The 18,118-nt window shown below is 52.3% G+C and carries 18 protein-coding genes and 1 tRNA gene; 8 read left to right on the top strand and 11 right to left on the bottom strand.

Annotation, left to right across the window (positions count from 1 at the left end; all coding sequences use genetic code 11):
* Positions 1-45: 45 nt before the first annotated feature.
* The gene (fes, locus tag GW591_RS20940) at positions 46-1,389 is read left to right on the top strand and encodes an enterochelin esterase (protein WP_013573883.1); all 1,344 of its coding nucleotides are present in this window, start codon (positions 46-48) and stop codon (positions 1,387-1,389) included.
* Here the strand turns inward: fes and GW591_RS20935 are convergent.
* From GW591_RS20935 to GW591_RS20915, 5 genes are all read right to left on the bottom strand, one after another.
* Positions 1,363-2,160, bottom strand: coding sequence for an ATP-binding cassette domain-containing protein (locus tag GW591_RS20935; RefSeq protein WP_013573884.1), 798 nt, complete (start codon positions 2,158-2,160; stop codon positions 1,363-1,365). The two genes, fes and GW591_RS20935, sit on opposite strands and share 27 nt — an antisense overlap.
* The gene (fepG, locus tag GW591_RS20930) at positions 2,157-3,185 is read right to left on the bottom strand and encodes an iron-enterobactin ABC transporter permease (protein WP_014411586.1); all 1,029 of its coding nucleotides are present in this window, start codon (positions 3,183-3,185) and stop codon (positions 2,157-2,159) included. The genes GW591_RS20935 and fepG overlap by 4 nt, the downstream gene beginning before the upstream one ends.
* A 2-nt stretch (positions 3,186-3,187) precedes the next feature.
* The gene (fepD, locus tag GW591_RS20925; RefSeq protein ID WP_121020140.1) at positions 3,188-4,189 is read right to left on the bottom strand and encodes a Fe(3+)-siderophore ABC transporter permease; all 1,002 of its coding nucleotides are present in this window, start codon (positions 4,187-4,189) and stop codon (positions 3,188-3,190) included.
* Positions 4,189-5,157, bottom strand: a complete 969-nt coding sequence (gene fepB / locus GW591_RS20920; protein WP_013573887.1) for a Fe2+-enterobactin ABC transporter substrate-binding protein — start codon at positions 5,155-5,157, stop codon at positions 4,189-4,191. Before fepB ends, fepD begins: the two co-directional genes overlap by 1 nt.
* 176 nt (positions 5,158-5,333) lie before the next feature.
* Positions 5,334-5,410 (bottom strand) — tRNA-Ile (locus GW591_RS20915).
* 141 nt (positions 5,411-5,551) lie between these two features.
* Here GW591_RS20915 and mug point away from each other — a divergent pair.
* The 4 genes from mug to GW591_RS20895 all read left to right on the top strand — a co-directional run bounded on the left by mug (position 5,552) and on the right by GW591_RS20895 (position 8,009).
* Positions 5,552-6,055: a G/U mismatch-specific DNA glycosylase gene (gene mug, locus GW591_RS20910; protein WP_013573940.1), complete on the top strand. Its 504-nt coding sequence runs from the start codon at positions 5,552-5,554 to the stop codon at positions 6,053-6,055.
* Positions 6,056-6,333: 278 nt separating this feature from the next.
* Positions 6,334-6,825: a hypothetical protein gene (locus GW591_RS20905; RefSeq protein WP_041672991.1), complete on the top strand. Its 492-nt coding sequence runs from the start codon at positions 6,334-6,336 to the stop codon at positions 6,823-6,825.
* A gap of 80 nt (positions 6,826-6,905) precedes the next feature.
* A complete protein-coding gene (locus tag GW591_RS20900) occupies positions 6,906-7,508 on the top strand; it encodes a hypothetical protein (protein ID WP_013573943.1) in 603 nt (200 codons plus the stop codon).
* Between the two features lie 33 nt (positions 7,509-7,541).
* The gene (locus GW591_RS20895; RefSeq protein WP_013573944.1) at positions 7,542-8,009 is read left to right on the top strand and encodes a hypothetical protein; all 468 of its coding nucleotides are present in this window, start codon (positions 7,542-7,544) and stop codon (positions 8,007-8,009) included.
* Positions 8,010-8,069: 60 nt separating this feature from the next.
* Here GW591_RS20895 and rpoD read toward each other — a convergent pair whose 3' ends face one another.
* The 3 genes from rpoD to rpsU all read right to left on the bottom strand — a co-directional run bounded on the left by rpoD (position 8,070) and on the right by rpsU (position 12,210).
* Positions 8,070-9,908, bottom strand: coding sequence for an RNA polymerase sigma factor RpoD (gene rpoD / locus GW591_RS20890; RefSeq protein ID WP_013573945.1), 1,839 nt, complete (start codon positions 9,906-9,908; stop codon positions 8,070-8,072).
* Between the two features lie 202 nt (positions 9,909-10,110).
* On the bottom strand, positions 10,111-11,859 hold the full coding sequence (gene dnaG / locus GW591_RS20885; protein WP_013573946.1) for a DNA primase: 1,749 nt from the start codon (positions 11,857-11,859) through the stop codon (positions 10,111-10,113).
* 135 nt (positions 11,860-11,994) lie between these two features.
* The gene (gene rpsU / locus GW591_RS20880; protein WP_001144069.1) at positions 11,995-12,210 is read right to left on the bottom strand and encodes a 30S ribosomal protein S21; all 216 of its coding nucleotides are present in this window, start codon (positions 12,208-12,210) and stop codon (positions 11,995-11,997) included.
* 315 nt (positions 12,211-12,525) lie between these two features.
* Here rpsU and tsaD point away from each other — a divergent pair, with 315 nt between their 5' ends.
* Complete coding sequence (tsaD, locus tag GW591_RS20875; RefSeq protein WP_013573947.1) at positions 12,526-13,539, top strand: tRNA (adenosine(37)-N6)-threonylcarbamoyltransferase complex transferase subunit TsaD; 1,014 nt, start codon at positions 12,526-12,528, stop codon at positions 13,537-13,539.
* A 184-nt stretch (positions 13,540-13,723) separates the two neighbouring features.
* Here tsaD and plsY read toward each other — a convergent pair whose 3' ends face one another.
* Positions 13,724-14,353, bottom strand: a complete 630-nt coding sequence (plsY, locus tag GW591_RS20870) for a glycerol-3-phosphate 1-O-acyltransferase PlsY (RefSeq protein ID WP_112152105.1) — start codon at positions 14,351-14,353, stop codon at positions 13,724-13,726.
* Between the two features lie 107 nt (positions 14,354-14,460).
* Here plsY and folB point away from each other — a divergent pair, with 107 nt between their 5' ends.
* Positions 14,461-14,817 (top strand): bifunctional dihydroneopterin aldolase/7,8-dihydroneopterin epimerase, encoded by a 357-nt coding sequence (gene folB / locus GW591_RS20865; protein ID WP_013573949.1) that lies wholly within the window; start codon positions 14,461-14,463, stop codon positions 14,815-14,817.
* A 186-nt stretch (positions 14,818-15,003) separates the two neighbouring features.
* Positions 15,004-15,828 (top strand): undecaprenyl-diphosphate phosphatase, encoded by an 825-nt coding sequence (gene bacA, locus GW591_RS20860; protein ID WP_037034331.1) that lies wholly within the window; start codon positions 15,004-15,006, stop codon positions 15,826-15,828.
* A 78-nt stretch (positions 15,829-15,906) separates the two neighbouring features.
* Here the strand turns inward: bacA and GW591_RS20855 are convergent, their stop codons facing one another.
* Together GW591_RS20855 and GW591_RS20850 are read right to left on the bottom strand one after the other, a co-directional pair.
* Positions 15,907-17,142 (bottom strand): multifunctional CCA addition/repair protein, encoded by a 1,236-nt coding sequence (locus tag GW591_RS20855; protein ID WP_013573951.1) that lies wholly within the window; start codon positions 17,140-17,142, stop codon positions 15,907-15,909.
* Positions 17,143-17,272: 130 nt separating this feature from the next.
* The gene (locus GW591_RS20850) at positions 17,273-17,893 is read right to left on the bottom strand and encodes a TIGR04211 family SH3 domain-containing protein (RefSeq protein ID WP_013573952.1); all 621 of its coding nucleotides are present in this window, start codon (positions 17,891-17,893) and stop codon (positions 17,273-17,275) included.
* Between the last annotated feature and the right edge of the window lie 225 nt (positions 17,894-18,118).

The following is an 18,118-nucleotide window of genomic DNA, read 5'->3' as shown; positions in this document are numbered from 1 at the left end:
CAAATTATGCCTTCTCTCACTGCCAAAAGACTGTAAAGCGTAAACATGATGAAATCGCAGTTTCCGGAAAAACCCACCGCGCAGGCGATGTTAGCAAGCTCTCAGGCGGGAAGTGCCGAATGGTGGAAAGACATTAAAGCGCAGGGTTCACCCTTGATCGAACGGCTGAACGATGATGTATGCAACGTAACGTTCTTCTGGCGGGATCCGCAGGGCAGTGAGGCGACATCGGATTTCCAGCGGGTGTGGATCAACATCAACGGCATCACCGATCACCATCAGTCTTTACCGCCGCAAAGCCTGCAAAGACTTGCGGGAACCGATGTCTGGTCGCTGAGTATTACGCTGCGCTCCGGCTGGCGCGGCAGTTACAGCCTGATCCCGCGCACCAGGCCCGGCAGAGAGTTCCCGCAGGATCCCGATGCCTATACCGCCATGCTGGCTGCGCGGGAATGGTGGAAAGATATGTTCGCCCATGCGATTTATGACCCGCTGAATCCGAATCAGCCGTGGCCGGGGGCGAAATCTCACGCGCTGTCGCCTTTGCATATGCCCGACGCATTGCCGCAGCCTGCCTGGCGGGAGTTTGATCTCCACGGTGCCGCGTTGCCACAGAAACCGGCAAAACTGCAAACCTATCAGTGGAACAGTGCGCGTCTGGGCAACCGGCGCAAGGTCTGGATCTACACTACCGGCGAAAGCCAGGATCCGGCATCGCGCCCGCTGGCGCTGTTGCTCGACGGCCAGTTCTGGGCGCAGCAGATGCCGGTCTGGCAGCCGCTGATGCAACTGACGCAGGAAGGCACATTGCCGCAGGCCGTCTACGTGCTGATTGATGTGATCGATACACAGACCCGCAGCCGCGAACTGACCTGTAATGCAGATTTCTGGCTGGCCGTTCAGGAGGAGTTATTGCCCGCCGTGGCGACGCTCGCACCGCACAGCAGCGATGCGAACAAAACAGTGGTGGCGGGGCAGAGCTTTGGCGGGCTGTCAGCGTTGTACGCCGGTTTGCACTGGCCGCAGCGCTTCGGTCTGGTACTCAGTCAGTCCGGTTCTTTCTGGTGGCCGCGACGTAATAAATCGCAGCAGGATGAAAATCCTGACGAGGCGGATTTGTTACTGCGTGCGGTGAGTAACGGGCTGGGGGCTGCCAGCCATCTGAAAATTTTCATGGAAGCGGGCAGCAATGAGCGACTGATTTATCAGGTGAATAATCAGATGGATGAACTGCTGAGCGGCACCAAAAACAGCGTGCGTTATCGCGTGGTCGATGCCGGTCACGATGCGCTGAGCTGGCGCGGCGGATTAGCCGATGGCCTTCAATACCTGTGGAACGAAGAGCCATGGAGCACCGGAGATTCAACCGTTACCCAGCGGGATAATTAACGGTGTATGCGAAACCGGACAGTCGATAATGGCGCAGCGTAGCCCGAAAACCTGTTCGATCAGTGCCGGTGTGACGATGTCTGCCGGTGCGCCCTCAGCCAGTATTTTTCCATCGCGCATGGCAATCAGATGCCCGGCGTAACGACATGCCTGATTCAGGTCGTGCAACACCACCACCAGCGTGCGGCCGTTTTCCTGATTCAGGCGACACATCAGTTCCATCAAATCAATCTGATGCGCGATATCCAGCCAGGTTGTCGGTTCATCCAGCAATAACAACGGCGTTTGTTGCGCCAGCACCATGGCTATCCACACCCGCTGGCGCTGTCCGCCGGAAAGTGAATTCACCGTGCTTTCCGCCAGTTCGAATACTCCCGTCGCGTGCATGGCGTCGTTCACCGCCAGCGTATCTTGCGCTGTCCAGCGGCTGAACAGGCTCTGATGCGGGTAACGCCCGCGGGCCACCAGATCCGCCACACTGATATCGCCCGGCGCCGTTGAACTTTGCGGCAGTAAACCCAGACGTTTCGCGACGTCTCTGGTGCCGTAATCACCGATCAGTTTGCCGTCCAGAAATACCGTGCCGGATTGCGGCGGCATCAGGCGGCTGAGCGTGCGCAATAATGTGGATTTACCGCAGGCATTCGGCCCGATAATCACGGTGAGTTTTCCCTGAGGGATAGAGACGGAGAGTTCGCGGGCGACGATTTTTTTATCGTAGCCCAGCGTCAGATCTTTCGCGTACAAAGGGGAAGAGTGTTCAGTATTCATGAGCGTCGCGACTCCCGGATCAGCAACCCAATCAGATAAATGCCGCCCAGACTGACGGTCAGCACGCCCACGGGTAACTGATAGGGCGTGAACAGCCGTTGTGCAGTGACATCGGCGGCGAGCAACAGCAGCGCGCCGGTCAGCGCCGCGAAAAATAAAGCGTGCTGCTGGCTGGCGCAAAGACGACGCGAAATTTGCGGTGACACCAGCGCAATAAAGGAAATTGGCCCGGCCAGCGCGGTGGCTGCGGCGGTCAACGCCACGCCCGCCAGCATCAGCAATAAACGTGAACGCGTCACCGGTACGCCCAGCGCACAGGCGGCATCATCGCCCATTTCGAGCAACCGCATCGGAGCGGATAAGCAACGCGCCAGCATGCAGGCGACGATAATCATCCCGGTCGCCGGCAGGCTTTTCTCCCATGTGATGCCATTGAGCGAACCAGCATTCCACAAGCCAGCCGTCAGCGCCGATTCCAGCGAGGCGTGAATAATCAGCCAGGTATTGACCGCAATCAGCAGCGCCCGTACGCCGATACCGACGATAATCAGGCGGAACGTTTCGATGCCCTGACGCCACGCCAGGGCGTATACCACCAGTGCGGTCACGACGCCGCCTGCCATCGCGCCGGGGAGAAGGTCGCCCGCAGCGCCATTGAACAACACGATAATCAGCAGAACGCCGGTATACGCGCCGGTGTTAAAACCGATAACGTCCGGACTTCCCAATGGATTGCGCAGCAGCGACTGAAAAATCGCGCCGCTGATGCCGAGTGCGGCACCGAGAATCATCGCCATCACCACGCGCGGCAGACGCCATTGCGTGACAATAATGCTCAGGTTTTTCGGCCCGTCGCCGAGCAGGGCGCTGACAACCTGCGACGGCGTCAGTGCCAGTGTTCCGCTACCCAGCGCGTAAACCGCCAGCAGGATCAGGCATAACACCAGTCCGCAGGCGGTCAGAAAGGGGCGCGACAGCAGCAAAGGTTTTTTCAGCGGGCGAGGTTCTGTAAGAGTCTGGCTCATGGTTAACCTCTGTGTAATCCACCGGGACGGCGTACCAGGAAAATAAGCACCGGCGCGCCGATAAAGGCGACCACCACGGAAACCCGCAATTCTCCGGTAACCAGAAAACGCCCGGCGATATCGGCTGCCAGCAACAGCGTCGGGGTTAACACCAGCGTCCACGGCAGCATCCAGCGCGGATCCGCACGACAGATCCAGCGCGCCATATGCGGCACCATCAGGCCGACAAAGGCGATGGGGCCGACAGCCGCTGTGGCGCTGCCGCACAACAACGTAATCGCCAGTAATCCCAGCAACTGCGTGGTCGCGATTTTGGTGCCGAGCGCCGTCGCCAGTTCGCTGCCCATCGTCAGATTATTCAGGGAGCGGGCCATCAGTAAGCTCAGGACAACCGCAAAAGTCACCGGCGGTGTGATGGTTTTAATCACGGTAATATTGCGGATATCCAGCGAGCCAGCCTGCCAGAATCGCAACTGATCGTAGACGGTCGGGTTGAGCAGGGAAATCCCCGAAGACATGCCTTCCAGCACAGCGCCGAGCGCGACGCCCGCCAGAGTTAAGCGTACCGGATCCAGCTTTCCGCGTCCCAGCGCGCCGATCATGGCGACCAGCAATGTTGCCAGTAAGGCACCGGCAAACGCGAACCACAAATAGTGGCTGACATCCGTTGCGCCAAAAAAGGCGATACCGATAACCACCGCGAAAGCCGCACCCGCATTAACGCCAAGAATACCGGGATCAGCCAGCGGATTGCGGGTGAGGATTTGCATCAGCGCACCGGATAATCCGAGCGCCATCCCTGCCAGCAAACCGGCCAGCGTGCGCGGCACACGGGCATCGGTGACAATCACGCAGTCCGCCCCAGTGCACTGGCCGTTAAGCGCTGACATCACGGTGCCGGACGCAAGCGATTTCTCGCCCAGCACCAGACTCAGCGCCATCATCAGGCAGAGCAAAAACAAGGCAACCAACAGCGCTGTGAGATTTTTTATTGAGCGGGACATCAGTGAGTTACGAACAGTTTTTCAAGCTGATTCAGCATGTTGCTGGCGCTGTAATAATCGAGTCTGAACGTGTCGTCACCCATGGCATACACGCGCCCGGCCTGCACGGCAGGTAACTTCGCCAGAAAAGGATTGGTCAGCAGCCGTTGTGCATCAGGCTGACTGGCGGAAAATAACAGCAGCGTCTGGCCGTTCATCGCCTCCGGCATTTTCTCACCGGCAAGCTGGATGATGTCATGGCGTTTGCCCTGACTGTAACTGGCGGCTAAATTCAGCGGAACCGGCGCGAGGCTGAATCCTAACTGCCGGAGCAACTGACCTTGCGGTGACGCGGGCGTCCACAGATTGGCGCTTTTGCCATCTGATCCATAAACCAGCGCGGACACCGGCTGCGGTGGCAAATGTATCGCTTTTTTCAGACTGTCTTCACGGGCTGAAAACTGCGCGATAACCTTGGCGGCATCGGTTTCTTTACCCGTCGCCCGGCCTAATTCGGTGGCGAGTTCCTGCCAGCTTTTATCGTCGTAATTGACCACCATGACCGGCGCAATGGCCGACAGCTGATCATAGAGTTTCAGTGCGGAATCCCCGCCTGTGGCGGCAATAATGATGAGATCCGGTGCCTGTCCGGCAATGGCTTCAGCATTCGGTTCGCCGATATAAAGCCGCTGCACACCGCGTTGTTTCGCGACATCGCCCCACTGGCGGAAAAAGCCCTGAGCATCGGAAACCCGATTATTGGGCGCAGTCGCTCCGCTGGCGATAACCGGCGCATTAATCGCCAGCAATGTGCCGGTGACGGTGACGCTGGTGGAGACAATCCGCTGCGGCGGCTGTTGTAATGTGATGCTTCCCTTTGAGGTCATAACTTGCCGTGGCCAGCCTTCTGCGAAAGCCTGCGTGGCGACAAGCAGCGATAACAACAGCGCAACCATCCCTGAAAAACGGCGAAAACCAGCCCTTGTCATTGGATCCATTCCTGATTCTTTAATGTTAATGGTTATCATTATTATATGCAGGGCGTATGGGGTCAATGACGAGAGAGGTTCAATCCGTGGAAAAGTCAGGGGAAGACAGGTATTCACGCAACAAAAAAGCCACTCCGTATGAAGTGGCTTAATCGTTTGAATCTCAAACTAAAATCTGGTGGCCCTTGCTGGACTTGAACCAGCGACCAAGCGATTATGAGTCGCGTGCTCTAACCAACTGAGCTAAAGGGCCGAGGTGCGGGATTATACGGTAAACTCTGCTTACAGGTCTATATGTCTTCGGTTTGTATGCGCGTTTTGTGCACAGTTTTAGTCTGTTGTGTTCACTGCGTTTTTACCTATAACTCAGGTAAATACATCTTAAGGGATAATAATGATTACAGATATTATCGCCCGGGATCTTTCTGTCGTGTTTTGCGGCATCAATCCCGGCTTATCCACTGCTCATCATGGTTTCCATTTCGCTAATGCCAATAACCGCTTCTGGAAGGTTATCTATCAGGCGGGTTTTACCGGGCGTTTACTTAAGCCTGAAGAAGAACAGCATTTGCTGGATACAGATTGCGGGATCACCATGCTGGTGGAACGTCCGACCGTTGAGGCAACGGAGCTGGTTCGCGATGAGTTGCGCGAAGGGGGCGCAGCGTTGATGGCAAAAATTGAATACTATCAGCCGCGTGCGCTGGCTGTTTTAGGCAAACAGGCATTCAGTAAAGCGTTTGGCATCAGTAAGGTGAACTGGGGACGTCAGGCGTTGAAAATCGGTGACACGGAAGTTTGGGTGCTGCCTAACCCAAGCGGCCTGAACCGGGCGACGCTGGATGAACTGGTATCCGCATACCGTGAACTATTCTTATCATTAGAAAACACAGCATAATCCCGTCACCTCCTCTTATTATTCCCTCAGATATAAAATCTCGCCATGATGATTATTTTATTAATAATCGTCTTGGTTTTGGTTGATTTACCAAATTATTTCGCTATTAAAGCAGCTTTATACTCTCTGAACCCCACCTGAATACATTTGCATATTTAATGTAAGAGGAATGCTTCCCCCGTGTGAATGCGCTCAACTGAACTAAAACTTATTCCATCGCCTCATTCGGGGTGAGCAGCAAAGTAGTCAGGCAGTTTGATTCTTCAGGAGCAGGAGATATGGCTAATGTTGAAACCGAAGAAAGACAGGAAAATCTGGAGGAATGGTTCGAACTATTTTCAGGACTACCGCTCCGGCATTCAGAAAGAGAAGCAAGATTAATCAGCTTTTGTGAAAAAAACAGCGTCTGCATCATGTCGGTGATGCCCTGGATAGCATCGGAATTTGCTGAACATGGTGGTTTCGCCGGATTATTTCATTTTATTCATCTCCATGGAGGGAGAAAAATATACATGCCCAAAGAGGCAGAGAAGTTTTATCAGATCTACGGGATTAATATCCCGCAAAATAAATATAACAGAATTTATAAAAAAATTGATTCTTCTGGATATCTGGATACGCCATCCAACTGGGGGGTGTTTATCGCTATTCGCCGGGCAGCAATGCAAGTGGCGATGAAAGAAGATATTCCGGCAAAACTACTCACACAAACTTTTGGTATTACGATGCGAAGTATCCGGCTAATTAAATCACGTAACGCGTGTCTGTAAAGGAGGTCGAGGAAGTTAAGAGAAGGCAAAGACTACACACAATTATTTTCTCATTCATTTTAATATAAAAGGTAAATATTATGACTCAATATTCTGTCACTGTAGCAAACAACTCTGTAAATACCGGCGCAATTTGTATTTATCAAACCTCTCCGGATATCACCGATCCCAAAGTGATGTCACTGGCGTGGTTCTCCAAAGTGGCACATCCAAAAACCAAAGTGCAGTTTGACTGGGGAATTGATTACAGTTTTGTTTGGGATGAAACCGGTGTGCTGATCCCCGGTGTGAAATTCGATGCCTCTCAAACCCTTCCTGCCAGCCTGACGAACAATAATCAGGTGACGCTGAGCTATTCCGAGGGGGCGTTTGAATTCGAACAACAGACCACCGGCGGAAAGAACGGTACGTTGTATGTCACGAACGACAGCAGTTTACCGCTGAATCAGGCCTCTGTCGGGGTCGGTATGTCGGGGGCGGGTACCTTTGTTGTTCAGGCACAGCCGAACATCAACCTGACCTTCACGCCGCATCCAACTTATTGGATCACTTTTGGTAATTATACGCCGGGTCAGGTGCTTGATATTGGTCAGATTACCAATAAGCAGCAGCTTGAGTTTGCGCCGAATACTTACAACCTGAATGTTCAGCTGAAAAATGATAACACCTGGTCTGTTGGCTGAGTCATCAGTTTAATTTACTTACGGAGTAATATTATGATTCTTATCGTCTGTACCGATGATCCGGAACTGGAACATGTTGCCAGTGCTTCAATGGCGCAGTACCAGTCAGTCTTTAAGTCGAGTTACAAAATATTTCATTCTGAGTTGCGGTTACTGGAACAGAATGAAAATCTGTTTATTATCTCCCACGGTGCTTTTCAGGGGGATAATGACCGGCCGGTCATCGGTGATAAAGCCCAGGCCTTTTATGTTAATGGTGATACGCTTTATTTAAACGTGAAAAGTATTTTCCCACCGGGTTATACGGGTAACGTTTATATTGATGCCTGCGAGTCAGCAGACAGTACGGAAGTTTTACTCAGTTTTGCTCAGACGTTTTATCTGGAATTGCATGCTGATTCGCCGGCCTCGAAAGTATTTGGTTTGACGGGTGTCAGCAGCGGGCTTATTCCATTACCGGATAATACTGCCTGGGTGAATGTCAGTTTAGAAAACCAGTAATAAAAAGCCCCGGCATTTCTGCCGGGGCTTTTCTGTTCGTGACTGACAACCAGAGGACGATTAATCGTCCAGGAAGCTGCGCAGCACTTCGGAGCGGCTTGGGTGGCGCAGTTTACGCAACGCTTTCGCTTCGATCTGACGGATACGTTCACGGGTAACGTCGAACTGTTTGCCCACTTCTTCCAGCGTGTGGTCAGTGTTCATATCGATACCGAAACGCATACGCAGAACTTTAGCTTCACGTGCGGTCAGGCCAGCCAGAACGTCATGTGTTGCAGAACGCAGGCTTTCAGACGTTGCAGAATCCAGTGGCAGCTCGAGGGTGGTATCCTCGATGAAATCACCCAGATGCGAATCTTCATCGTCGCCGATTGGCGTTTCCATGGAGATTGGTTCTTTCGCAATTTTCAGCACTTTGCGGATTTTGTCTTCCGGCATCAGCATACGTTCAGCCAGTTCTTCCGGCGTCGGCTCGCGGCCCATCTCTTGCAGCATCTGACGGGAGATACGGTTGAGTTTGTTGATCGTCTCAATCATATGTACCGGGATACGGATGGTACGCGCCTGGTCGGCGATGGAGCGGGTGATAGCCTGACGGATCCACCAGGTCGCATAAGTTGAGAACTTATAACCACGGCGATATTCAAACTTATCAACGGCTTTCATCAGGCCGATGTTACCTTCCTGGATCAGGTCAAGGAACTGCAGACCACGGTTGGTGTATTTCTTCGCGATCGAAATAACCAGACGTAAGTTTGCTTCAACCATCTCTTTCTTCGCGCGACGGGCTTTCGCTTCGCCGATAGACATGCGACGGTTGATGTCTTTTACCTGTTCGATAGTCAGGCCAGTTTCTTCTTCGATCTGACGCAGCTTCATCAGGCCGCGCTGTACGTCTTCGGTGACTTCTTTCAGCTTCTCAGACCAGGGTTTACCCATTGCCAGAGCAGCATCAAACCAGGTATCGCTGGTTTCGTTACCGGCGAACAGATTGACGAAGTTTTTCTTCGGCATTTTGCACTGTTCAACGCACACTTTCATGATCAGACGTTCCTGAGCACGAACGCGATCCATCATGGAACGCATGCTGTTAACCAGGAAATCGAACTGTTTTGGCACTAAACGGAATTGTTTGAACACATCGGACAGCTTCAGGATTTCTTCTGCTGCGCTCTTGTGGCTACGGCCGTTTTTCTTGATGACCAGACGCGTCGCTTCATGCTGTTCACGCAGTTCGGTGAACTTCTGGCGAGCCAGTTCCGGGTCGATGCTGTTGTCGTCTTCAGCATCGTCGTCTTCATCTTCGTCTTCATCATCATCATCCTGCTCTTCGGTGGTCAGTTCAGAACCCACGTGAGTCGCAGTTGGTGCGATTTCTTCTTCGGCGTTAGGGTCAACAAAACCTGTGATCAAGTCAGACAGGCGGACTTCGCCAGCTTCTACACGGTCATATTGCTCTAACAAATAAGTGATAGCTTCAGGATATTCAGCAACGGAGCACTGAACCTGGTTGATACCGTCTTCGATACGTTTGGCGATGTCGATTTCGCCTTCACGGGTCAGCAACTCAACGGTACCCATCTCGCGCATATACATACGCACAGGGTCGGTGGTACGGCCAATTTCGGATTCAACGCTGGAAAGTACCTGCGCCGCCGCTTCTGCAGCGTCTTCGTCGGTATCAGGGCGGTTTTCGGCCAGCATCAAATCATCGGCGTCCGGTGCTTCTTCAAGTACCTGGATGCCCATGTCGTTAATCATCTGGATGATGTCTTCGATCTGGTCGGAATCGACGATATCTTCCGGCAGATGGTCATTGACCTCAGCATAGGTCAGATAGCCTTGCTCCTTACCACGGGTGACAAGTAGCTTAAGCTGTGACTGCGGGTTTTGCTCCATAAGACGGTATCCACACTTCAGAGTATTTGGGTTGGTGTCGGTCGGGTAACATCGCCAACAATAACGTTAGGGGCGTTTATTGTGCCGCGGCCCACCAGGGCGGCTCTGCGCAGGGCCGTGCCCCGCTTTATATCGGCACTTAAGCCGTTTTTTAGTAGTAACGCCTGACGCATTACTTTTTATGTTCTTGTTATTTAACTTGTTAACTCTTTCTCGCTAACACCTGATTCAGGGAACTGACTTCGGTCCGTTCCTCCGGACTCAGGCCATGCGTCCTGGCTTTTGCAATCAAAGTTTCAAGCCGTTGCTCTAAAATCGAGTCATACAGGCTGGCTAACGTGGCGCGAAATTCCTCCTCGACCATGTCCTCTACGATCATGTGGTTCCATGTCGCCAGAGTTTCAAGCTGCTGGTAGAACTTATTGTCGCGATAAAGTTCCAGTAACTGGCCCGTCGTCAGCCCCGGCTGGGCTAAGCAAGTGGTTACTAACTCGCTGAACAGATCCAGTCCTGGTTGCTTCGCTTGCTCCAAACCTTGCAGTGAGGGTATAAGTGTAGCCAGTTGTGGATTTTGTACCAGTAACCCTATAAGTATACGCATGGTTGTGCGTTTTAGCTGGGGCGCCTGATAGACATTGCTACTTTCTGCCTGTTTAGGCATCAGCTTTTCCAGCTGGCTGTCATCCAAAATACCGAGCTTATTCCCTAACTGCTGACGCAAATACATTCGTAACGTTTCACCGGGAACCTGGCGGATCAGCGGCAATGCCAGCATGCTCAATTTGGTCCGCCCGTCAGGGCTGCTCAAATCTACCTGCGGCAACAGCGAATCAAACAGGAAAGTGGACAGCGGCATCGCCTGTTCCATACGTTGTTCGAACGCTTCTTTGCCTTCTTTACGCACCAGCGTGTCTGGATCTTCGCCGTCGGGTAAAAACATAAAACGCAGCTGGCGGCCATCATTAAGATACGGCAGTGCCGTTTCCAGTGCGCGCCATGCGGCTTCACGTCCCGCGCGGTCACCGTCGTAACAGCAAACGATGTTGTCTGTGCTGCGGAACATCAGCTGAATATGATCAGCGGTCGTGGACGTGCCCAATGAGGCAACGGCATAATCAATGCCGAACTGCGCCAGTGCGACGACATCCATATACCCTTCAACCACCAGCAAACGCGCTGGCGTCGGGTGCTTTAACTGTGCTTCATACAGGCCATACAACTGGCGGCCTTTATGGAAAATTTCGGTTTCCGGTGAGTTCAGGTATTTCGGCGTACCGTCACCGAGAACCCTGCCGCCAAAGGCAATTACGCGGCCACGTTTATCACGAATAGGAAACATCACCCGTTCGCGGAAACGATCATAGCTGCGGCCATTGTCATTGGTGACCAACATACCGGCATCAATCAGAGACGCTTTATCATCGGCATTTTTACCGAAACGCTTTAATGCGTTGTCCCAACCCGGTGGGGCGAAACCAATGGCGAAATGGCTGATGACGTCTTCACTTAAACCGCGCCGGGCAAGATATTCCCGTGCGGGAGCCCCTGCAGCCTGTTTAAGTGATTGCTGATAGAACTCGCTAAGCGGTGCCATCAACTGGTAGAGGCTTTGACGCTGATGACGCTCCATCTGGCTCGGACCGGTGCCTGCTTCGTACGGCACTTCCAAACCCTGCATTGTCGCCAGTTCCTCAATGCTTTCGACAAACTCAAGCCTGTCATAGTTCATCAGGAAATCGACGGCGTTGCCGTGGGCACCACAGCCGAAACAGTGATAAAACTGCTTATCGCCATTTACGGTAAATGAGGGTGTTTTCTCATGGTGGAAAGGGCAGCACGCGTGATAATTTTTACCCTGTTTCTTGAGCTTTACCCGAGCGTCGATCAAATCGACGATATCGATGCGAGCCAGCAAGTCATTGATAAATACGCGCGGAATTCTCCCAGCCATAAGCCCCTTACTCACTAGCCTATAAACGAGAACAAGCCGCGCATTCCTTTCGGAAAGCACGGCCTTCGTATGCTACTACGCAGTCTGCGCGTTCTTAATATTGCAAATCACGCGATTTGGGGTTGCCCCCGAAGATTAATACAGACGAGTGCGGCGTGCGTTTTCGCGAGCCAGTTTCTTGGCGTGGCGTTTTACTGCAGATGCTTTAGCGCGTTTACGTTCGGTAGTCGGTTTTTCATAGAATTCACGACGACGAACTTCTGCCAGAACACCTGCTTTTTCGCAGGAACGCTTGAAGCGACGCAGAGCTACGTCGAACGGCTCGTTTTCACGTACTTTAATTACAGGCATGTGCCTCTCACCTCGATAAAATCGGTTTGTTTGCTGATGTTGTACCAGCACATTTCAAAATGGTGCGGAATTTTACTCCAATTCGCGTCGTCTTGTAAAGCATAACGGCAAATTGAAACAGGCGCTTTCTGCAACCCTTCTGCAACATTGTGCGCTTGTTTTGCGTCGGGCGGCGATTATATACCAATCAATCAAAATTGCTCGACATTAATTGGCCTGCGAAGCGAGGAATTCCCACTCCGGTGCAGCACCCGCCGAAGCTTGTGTGCTAAACTGCGCGCCGCGAGTTAGCGCGAAAACATGATGGAAAGAGTGATGCGAGTACTGGGTATTGAAACCTCCTGCGATGAAACCGGAATTGCAGTTTATGACAGCGAAGCCGGTTTGTTAGCCAACCAACTGTATAGTCAGGTAAAACTGCATGCAGATTACGGCGGTGTGGTGCCAGAACTGGCATCGCGTGACCATGTACGTAAAACAGTACCCTTGATTCAGGCTGCGCTGAAAGAAGCCGGGCTGACTGCTCAGGATATCGATGGCGTGGCGTACACCGCCGGCCCTGGTCTGGTCGGGGCGTTGCTGGTGGGCGCAACCATCGGGCGTTCTCTGGCATTTGCGTGGGATGTGCCTGCCGTGCCGGTGCATCACATGGAAGGCCATTTGCTGGCACCGATGCTGGAAGATAATCCGCCGGATTTCCCGTTTGTGGCGCTGCTGGTTTCCGGCGGACATACGCAGTTAATCAGCGTCACCGGAATTGGCGAATATACCTTGCTCGGCGAATCCATTGATGATGCTGCCGGTGAAGCCTTTGATAAAACAGCTAAATTGCTCGGCCTTGATTATCCGGGGGGGCCGTTGCTGTCGAAAATGGCTTCTCAGGGCGTTGCCGGACGTTTTACCTTCCCGCGCCCGATGACAGACCGGCCGGGGCTGGATTTCAGTTTCTCCGGCCTCAAAACTTTCGCAGCGAATACCATTCGTGGCAATGACAGCGACCCGCAGACACATGCCGACATTGCCCGCGCTTTTGAAGATGCGGTGGTGGATACGCTGGCCATAAAATGCAAACGTGCACTGGATCAGACGGGTTTTAAACAGCTGGTAATGGCCGGTGGTGTCAGCGCGAACCGCACATTACGCGCCAAACTGGCTGAGGTGATGGCAAAACGTGGCGGTCAGGTATTTTATGCGCGTCCTGAATTCTGTACCGATAACGGTGCGATGATCGCGTATGCAGGCATGGTGCGGCTGAAAAGCGGTGCAACTCCTGATCTCGGTGTGACCGTTCGCCCTCGCTGGCCGTTAGCGGAGCTTCCGCCAGTCTGAGTGGGGCTGCGACTGCGTTGTTGCATCGACCCGAAATGCTCACATACTCAATTATGCTGCGCTTTCAGGTCTCCTGACGCCTTGTCTCGCTCCCGCTCAGTCAGGCTGGCTGAGCTGAAAAAAACCAATAAAAAACGACCCGCCTGAGGTCGTTTTTTTATGTCTGCAATCTGCATTTTACTGACTATTCGGTCTTATCTTCTTTCGCCGCTTTACGTTTTTTCTTCAGCTTATCCCAGATTTTTCCTTCCTGACCACGCCACAGGCGCTGAATATTATCGTGATGACGCAACAGGATCAGACAGGAAAGCATGGCGACCGGGAAGGTGAACTCCGGTTTGAACCACCAGACATAAAATGGCGCAATCAGTGCGCTGACGATCGCACCCAGTGACGAATAGCCGCTCAGCAGCACGGTCAGGAGCCATGTGCCGGTCATCAGGCCGGTCAGGTCCCAGCCGATGGGGGCGATAGCACCAAACGCCGTGGCAACACCTTTGCCGCCTTTAAAGCGGAAAAAGACCGGATAGATATGGCCAAGACATGCCGCGATGGCCGTCAGGCCAAGATACATAGGCGGAATGTTCAGACGGTATGCCAGCCAGACCGGCAGCATGCCTTTGAGGACATCGAAAATCAGAACAGCGGCAGCGGCCAGACGGCCACCCAGGCGTAAAACGTTGGTGGCGCCGGGATTACCTGAGCCCGCTGTGCGCGGATCGGGTAAACGGGCTACCCGGCAGACCAGAATAGCACTGGAAATCGAGCCGCAGAGGTAGGCGAAAATAATCATTCCAAGCGCGGTAGCACTCATAAAGCCGTTCCGTCTAATAAGGGTCGTTTTAATCGCAACATCCATGGATAATACGCATTTTCTGCTGGAAGTGGTATCCGGCTGGGCCAAAAACAGAGAATCACGTGATGGATATCGTATTTATTGAGCAACTAAATGTAATCACTACCATTGGCGCTTACGAATGGGAACAGACCATTAAACAGAAACTGGTATTCGATATCGAAATGGCCTGGGATAACCAAAAGTCCGCCGCCACTGACGATGTGAATGACTGTTTAAGCTATGCTGATGTCAGTGATGCGGTGATCGGGCATGTTTCTTCACAAAATTTTGCGCTGGTTGAACGCGTAGCGGAAGAGGTGGCGACATTGCTGCTGAGCCGGTTTAATTCTCCGTGGGTTCGGATTAAGCTCAGCAAACCGGGCGCTGTTGCTCAGGCAGCGAATGTCGGCGTGATTATCGAGCGTGGAAAGCGTTTTTAAATCCTGTTATGGATACAATTTAGAAAACGCTTGTCTATTGAATGTCATAAAGAAGCGTTAAAAGGAAAGTCCGGGTTGCCGGGTTTTCTTTACTGAAGCGGCTCAGCATGATGCCGCTTTTTTATTGTGTGTATTGTAAGCATATTTCCCATCAGCGGATCTTTTAAAGGGTAGGGTGCGATAATGATCGTCGAAAGTCATTCTTTGCTTGTTGCGGCTATTTTGGGGGTGGTTGAAGGACTCACCGAGTTTTTGCCTGTTTCTTCTACCGGTCATTTGATTATTGTCGGCAATCTTCTTGGCTTTACGGGAGATACCTCAAAATCATTTGAAGTGGTTATCCAGTTAGGTTCAATTCTGGCCGTGGTCGTGATGTTCTGGCGTCGTTTGTTCAACATGATAGGTTTGCATTTTGGTAAACCGCCGGTTCATGAAGGCTCGGGTTCTCGTCGTTTAAATTTATTGCATATTATTTTGGGGATGATTCCGGCAACGGTACTGGGGCTGCTTCTGCACTCTCAAATCAAAGCGTTGTTCGAGCCAAAATATGTCATGTATGCACTGGTGGTCGGCGGTATTTTGCTGATTGCTGCCGAGTTGCTGAAACCTAAAAAACCGCGTGCCGAGGGACTGGATGACATCACCTACGTGCAGGCGTTTATGATTGGTGTTTTTCAGTGTCTGGCGCTCTGGCCCGGGTTCTCCCGCTCAGGGGCAACCATCAGTGGGGGGATGTTAATGGGGATCAGCCGTTTTGCGGCATCTGAGTTCTCTTTCCTGCTGGCGGTGCCGATGATGATGGGCGCGACGGCTCTGGATTTGTACAAGAGCTACAGCTTCCTGAATATGGCGGATTTACCGATGTTTGCCACAGGGTTTGTCTCTGCGTTCATTGTTGCGTTGATCGCAATTAAAACCTTCCTGGCGGTGATTAAACGTATTTCGTTTATCCCGTTTGCGATTTACCGTTTCTTCGTGGCAATTGCCGTGTATTTTGTGTTTATCGCCTGATTTTTGCTTCCCTGAGGCAATAAAAAGCCCCGCACGGTGAATCACCGGCGGGGCTTTTCTTATGAATAAAGCCAGCGTTTAAATCGCCACGTCCTGAGTTTGTTTCCAGTCGGCGAGCGCCTGAGTACGGCGTTTCTTCAGTTCATCACGGATAGCCATACCCTGGAAACCCGCATCCAGCACCTCTTTATTTGAAACGCTGCTGGCGACTGCAAAGGCTTCACGCAGGTAATCGCCTTGCGGATAGGGATTATTTTCAAATGTCGTACGCCCGCGCGCATCGGCTTCACTGGTCATGATCATCTGCTCAAGACGCTGCGGTTTACGCCAGACATCAATGGTGTCGAACAGTTTTAACAAGGTTTCCGGACGCAGTTTATTGACGGTGTGGATCAGGTCATGGAACTCCGCGACCAGTTTCGCTAAATCACGAATGTGCGTCGGCACTTTCAGCCGCTGGCAGAGTTCCTCCACCAGTTTCACGCCCGCCGGGCCATGACCGTGATGGGCAGGCCAGAATTGCGGCGGCGTCAGAGCCTTACCCAAATCATGGCAAAGCGCCGAAAAACGCACATCGACGTCAGGCGTCAGGGTGCTGGCGATTTTCAGCGTCATCAGCGTATGTATGCCGGTATCAATTTCCGGATGCCATTTCGCCGGTGCAGGCACGCCAAATAATGCATCGATTTCAGGAAACAGCACTTTCAGGGCGCCACAATCGCGCAGCACCTGGAAATAGACCTGCGGATCCTGCGTTTGTAACGCTTTCTCAGTTTCTTTCCACACACGTTCAGGTGTGAGGGCTTCCAGCTCACCGCTTTCCGCCATCTGTTGCATCAGCGCCTGCGTTTCCGGGGCGACCGTGAAATCTAAATGCGCGAAGCGTGCAGCAAAGCGGGCAACGCGCAGAACCCGCAGCGGATCTTCGCCGAAAGCATCGGAAACGTGGCGCAAAAGGCGTTGTTCGATATCACGCTGACCGTGATAGGGATCGAAAAGTTCGCCATCGTTGCTTTTGGCGATGGCATTAATGGTCAGATCCCGACGCATCAGATCTTGTTCCAGCGTGACATCCGGTGCGGCATAACAGGTAAAGCCGTTATAACCGGAGCCAGATTTCCGCTCAGTACGGGCCAGCGCATATTCATCGTGAGTGACCGGATGCAGGAAGACCGGAAAATCTTTACCGACCTGCTGATAGCCATTTTCGAGCATATATTCAGGCGTCGCGCCCACTACCACCCAATCGTGTTCAGACACAGGCAGGTTTAATAAACTGTCTCGGACTGCGCCGCCGACCAGGTAAATCTCCACGCGATAACTCCTGAAATTAGCCAAAGGACTCTGTCTTCATCATAGCAAAGTTGCGCTGAAGATTTCCTGACTGATGGAAACACGAAAAGGCACCGAAGTGCCTTAGGGAAACGATCAGGATGCTGAGCTGTCAGCTCATCCAGCGATCTTTTTTCCTGCGACGTGGGATGAGATGTGGCAACAGCAGACCCAGCACCAGACCGACACCCGCGACACCGCCGCCATACATAAACCATTGTAAAATAATGGTTCTTTGTTTGTCGTCGAGCTGCACATTGACCGCGTCAACCTTCTTCTTCGCCACGATCAGCTGATTTTTCAAATCCTGATTTTCTTTCTTCAGGCCGTTGATGATGCCGTCACTGGAAGAGACTTTGGCCTGCATTTCTGCCGTGCGCTGGTTCCAGCTGGAATCAATATTGGTCAGCTTGTCGGTCAGCGTTTTCACCTGTTGTTCCAGATCCGGAACGCGGGTACGCAAGCTCGGCACATTGCTTAACTGATCAAGCGGGATCCAGGCTGTTTTACCTTTTGAATCAACAATCTCACCGTATTTCGTGCTGTCGTTGACACTGCGCAGGGTGACTTCTTCACCGGCATTCAGGGTGCCAACGATGCGATACTGATTACCTGGACCACTGTGGATATAGGTAATCAAATCGTCGGAGATATAGCGCTTCTCATCAGCGTGAGCGCCCCATGTCATGCTTAAACCAAGCAAAGCGAAACCAATTAGGCGTAATTTCTGCATTATTTCATCGTTTCTTTGTGAATTTAGGGAACGTGAAGTGTGGATCCGTTTTATCAGGATACGTCTTCTGGCAACCGCCACTGTCCGGCCATTGCACTCATATAAGTACTAAAAGTTGGAGACCGATAGTAAGGGCAACAGTGTGACGACGCAATGTATAAACCGGAATGAGAACTATCTTACAATCCCGCAACATGCGGCTTGCGCGCTGTGCTTATGATAGAA

It is taken from the genome of Rahnella aceris, assembly GCF_011684115.1.
GTDB lineage: Bacteria > Pseudomonadota > Gammaproteobacteria > Enterobacterales > Enterobacteriaceae > Rahnella > Rahnella aceris.
Note: the sequence above shows the minus strand (reverse complement) of the source record. Positions and strands in the feature narration are given on the sequence as shown.

Bases quoted from the DNA above. Each gene is read 5' to 3' on its own strand.
- GW591_RS20850 (WP_013573952.1), bottom strand. From the start codon at position 17,893: ATGCAGAAATTACGCCTAATTGGTTTCGCTTTGCTTGGTTTAAGCATG.
- GW591_RS20895 (WP_013573944.1), top strand. From the start codon at position 7,542: ATGATTCTTATCGTCTGTACCGATGATCCGGAACTGGAACATGTTGCC.
- rpoD (WP_013573945.1), bottom strand. From the start codon at position 9,908: ATGGAGCAAAACCCGCAGTCACAGCTTAAGCTACTTGTCACCCGTGGT.
- rpsU (WP_001144069.1), bottom strand. From the start codon at position 12,210: ATGCCTGTAATTAAAGTACGTGAAAACGAGCCGTTCGACGTAGCTCTG.
- fepD (WP_121020140.1), bottom strand. From the start codon at position 4,189: ATGTCCCGCTCAATAAAAAATCTCACAGCGCTGTTGGTTGCCTTGTTT.
- fepB (WP_013573887.1), bottom strand. From the start codon at position 5,157: ATGACAAGGGCTGGTTTTCGCCGTTTTTCAGGGATGGTTGCGCTGTTG.
- mug (WP_013573940.1), top strand. From the start codon at position 5,552: ATGATTACAGATATTATCGCCCGGGATCTTTCTGTCGTGTTTTGCGGC.
- GW591_RS20905 (WP_041672991.1), top strand. From the start codon at position 6,334: ATGGCTAATGTTGAAACCGAAGAAAGACAGGAAAATCTGGAGGAATGG.
- dnaG (WP_013573946.1), bottom strand. From the start codon at position 11,859: ATGGCTGGGAGAATTCCGCGCGTATTTATCAATGACTTGCTGGCTCGC.
- fepG (WP_014411586.1), bottom strand. From the start codon at position 3,185: ATGAGCCAGACTCTTACAGAACCTCGCCCGCTGAAAAAACCTTTGCTG.
- plsY (WP_112152105.1), bottom strand. From the start codon at position 14,353: ATGAGTGCTACCGCGCTTGGAATGATTATTTTCGCCTACCTCTGCGGC.
- GW591_RS20935 (WP_013573884.1), bottom strand. From the start codon at position 2,160: ATGAATACTGAACACTCTTCCCCTTTGTACGCGAAAGATCTGACGCTG.
- GW591_RS20900 (WP_013573943.1), top strand. From the start codon at position 6,906: ATGACTCAATATTCTGTCACTGTAGCAAACAACTCTGTAAATACCGGC.
- fes (WP_013573883.1), top strand. From the start codon at position 46: ATGATGAAATCGCAGTTTCCGGAAAAACCCACCGCGCAGGCGATGTTA.
- tsaD (WP_013573947.1), top strand. From the start codon at position 12,526: ATGCGAGTACTGGGTATTGAAACCTCCTGCGATGAAACCGGAATTGCA.
- folB (WP_013573949.1), top strand. From the start codon at position 14,461: ATGGATATCGTATTTATTGAGCAACTAAATGTAATCACTACCATTGGC.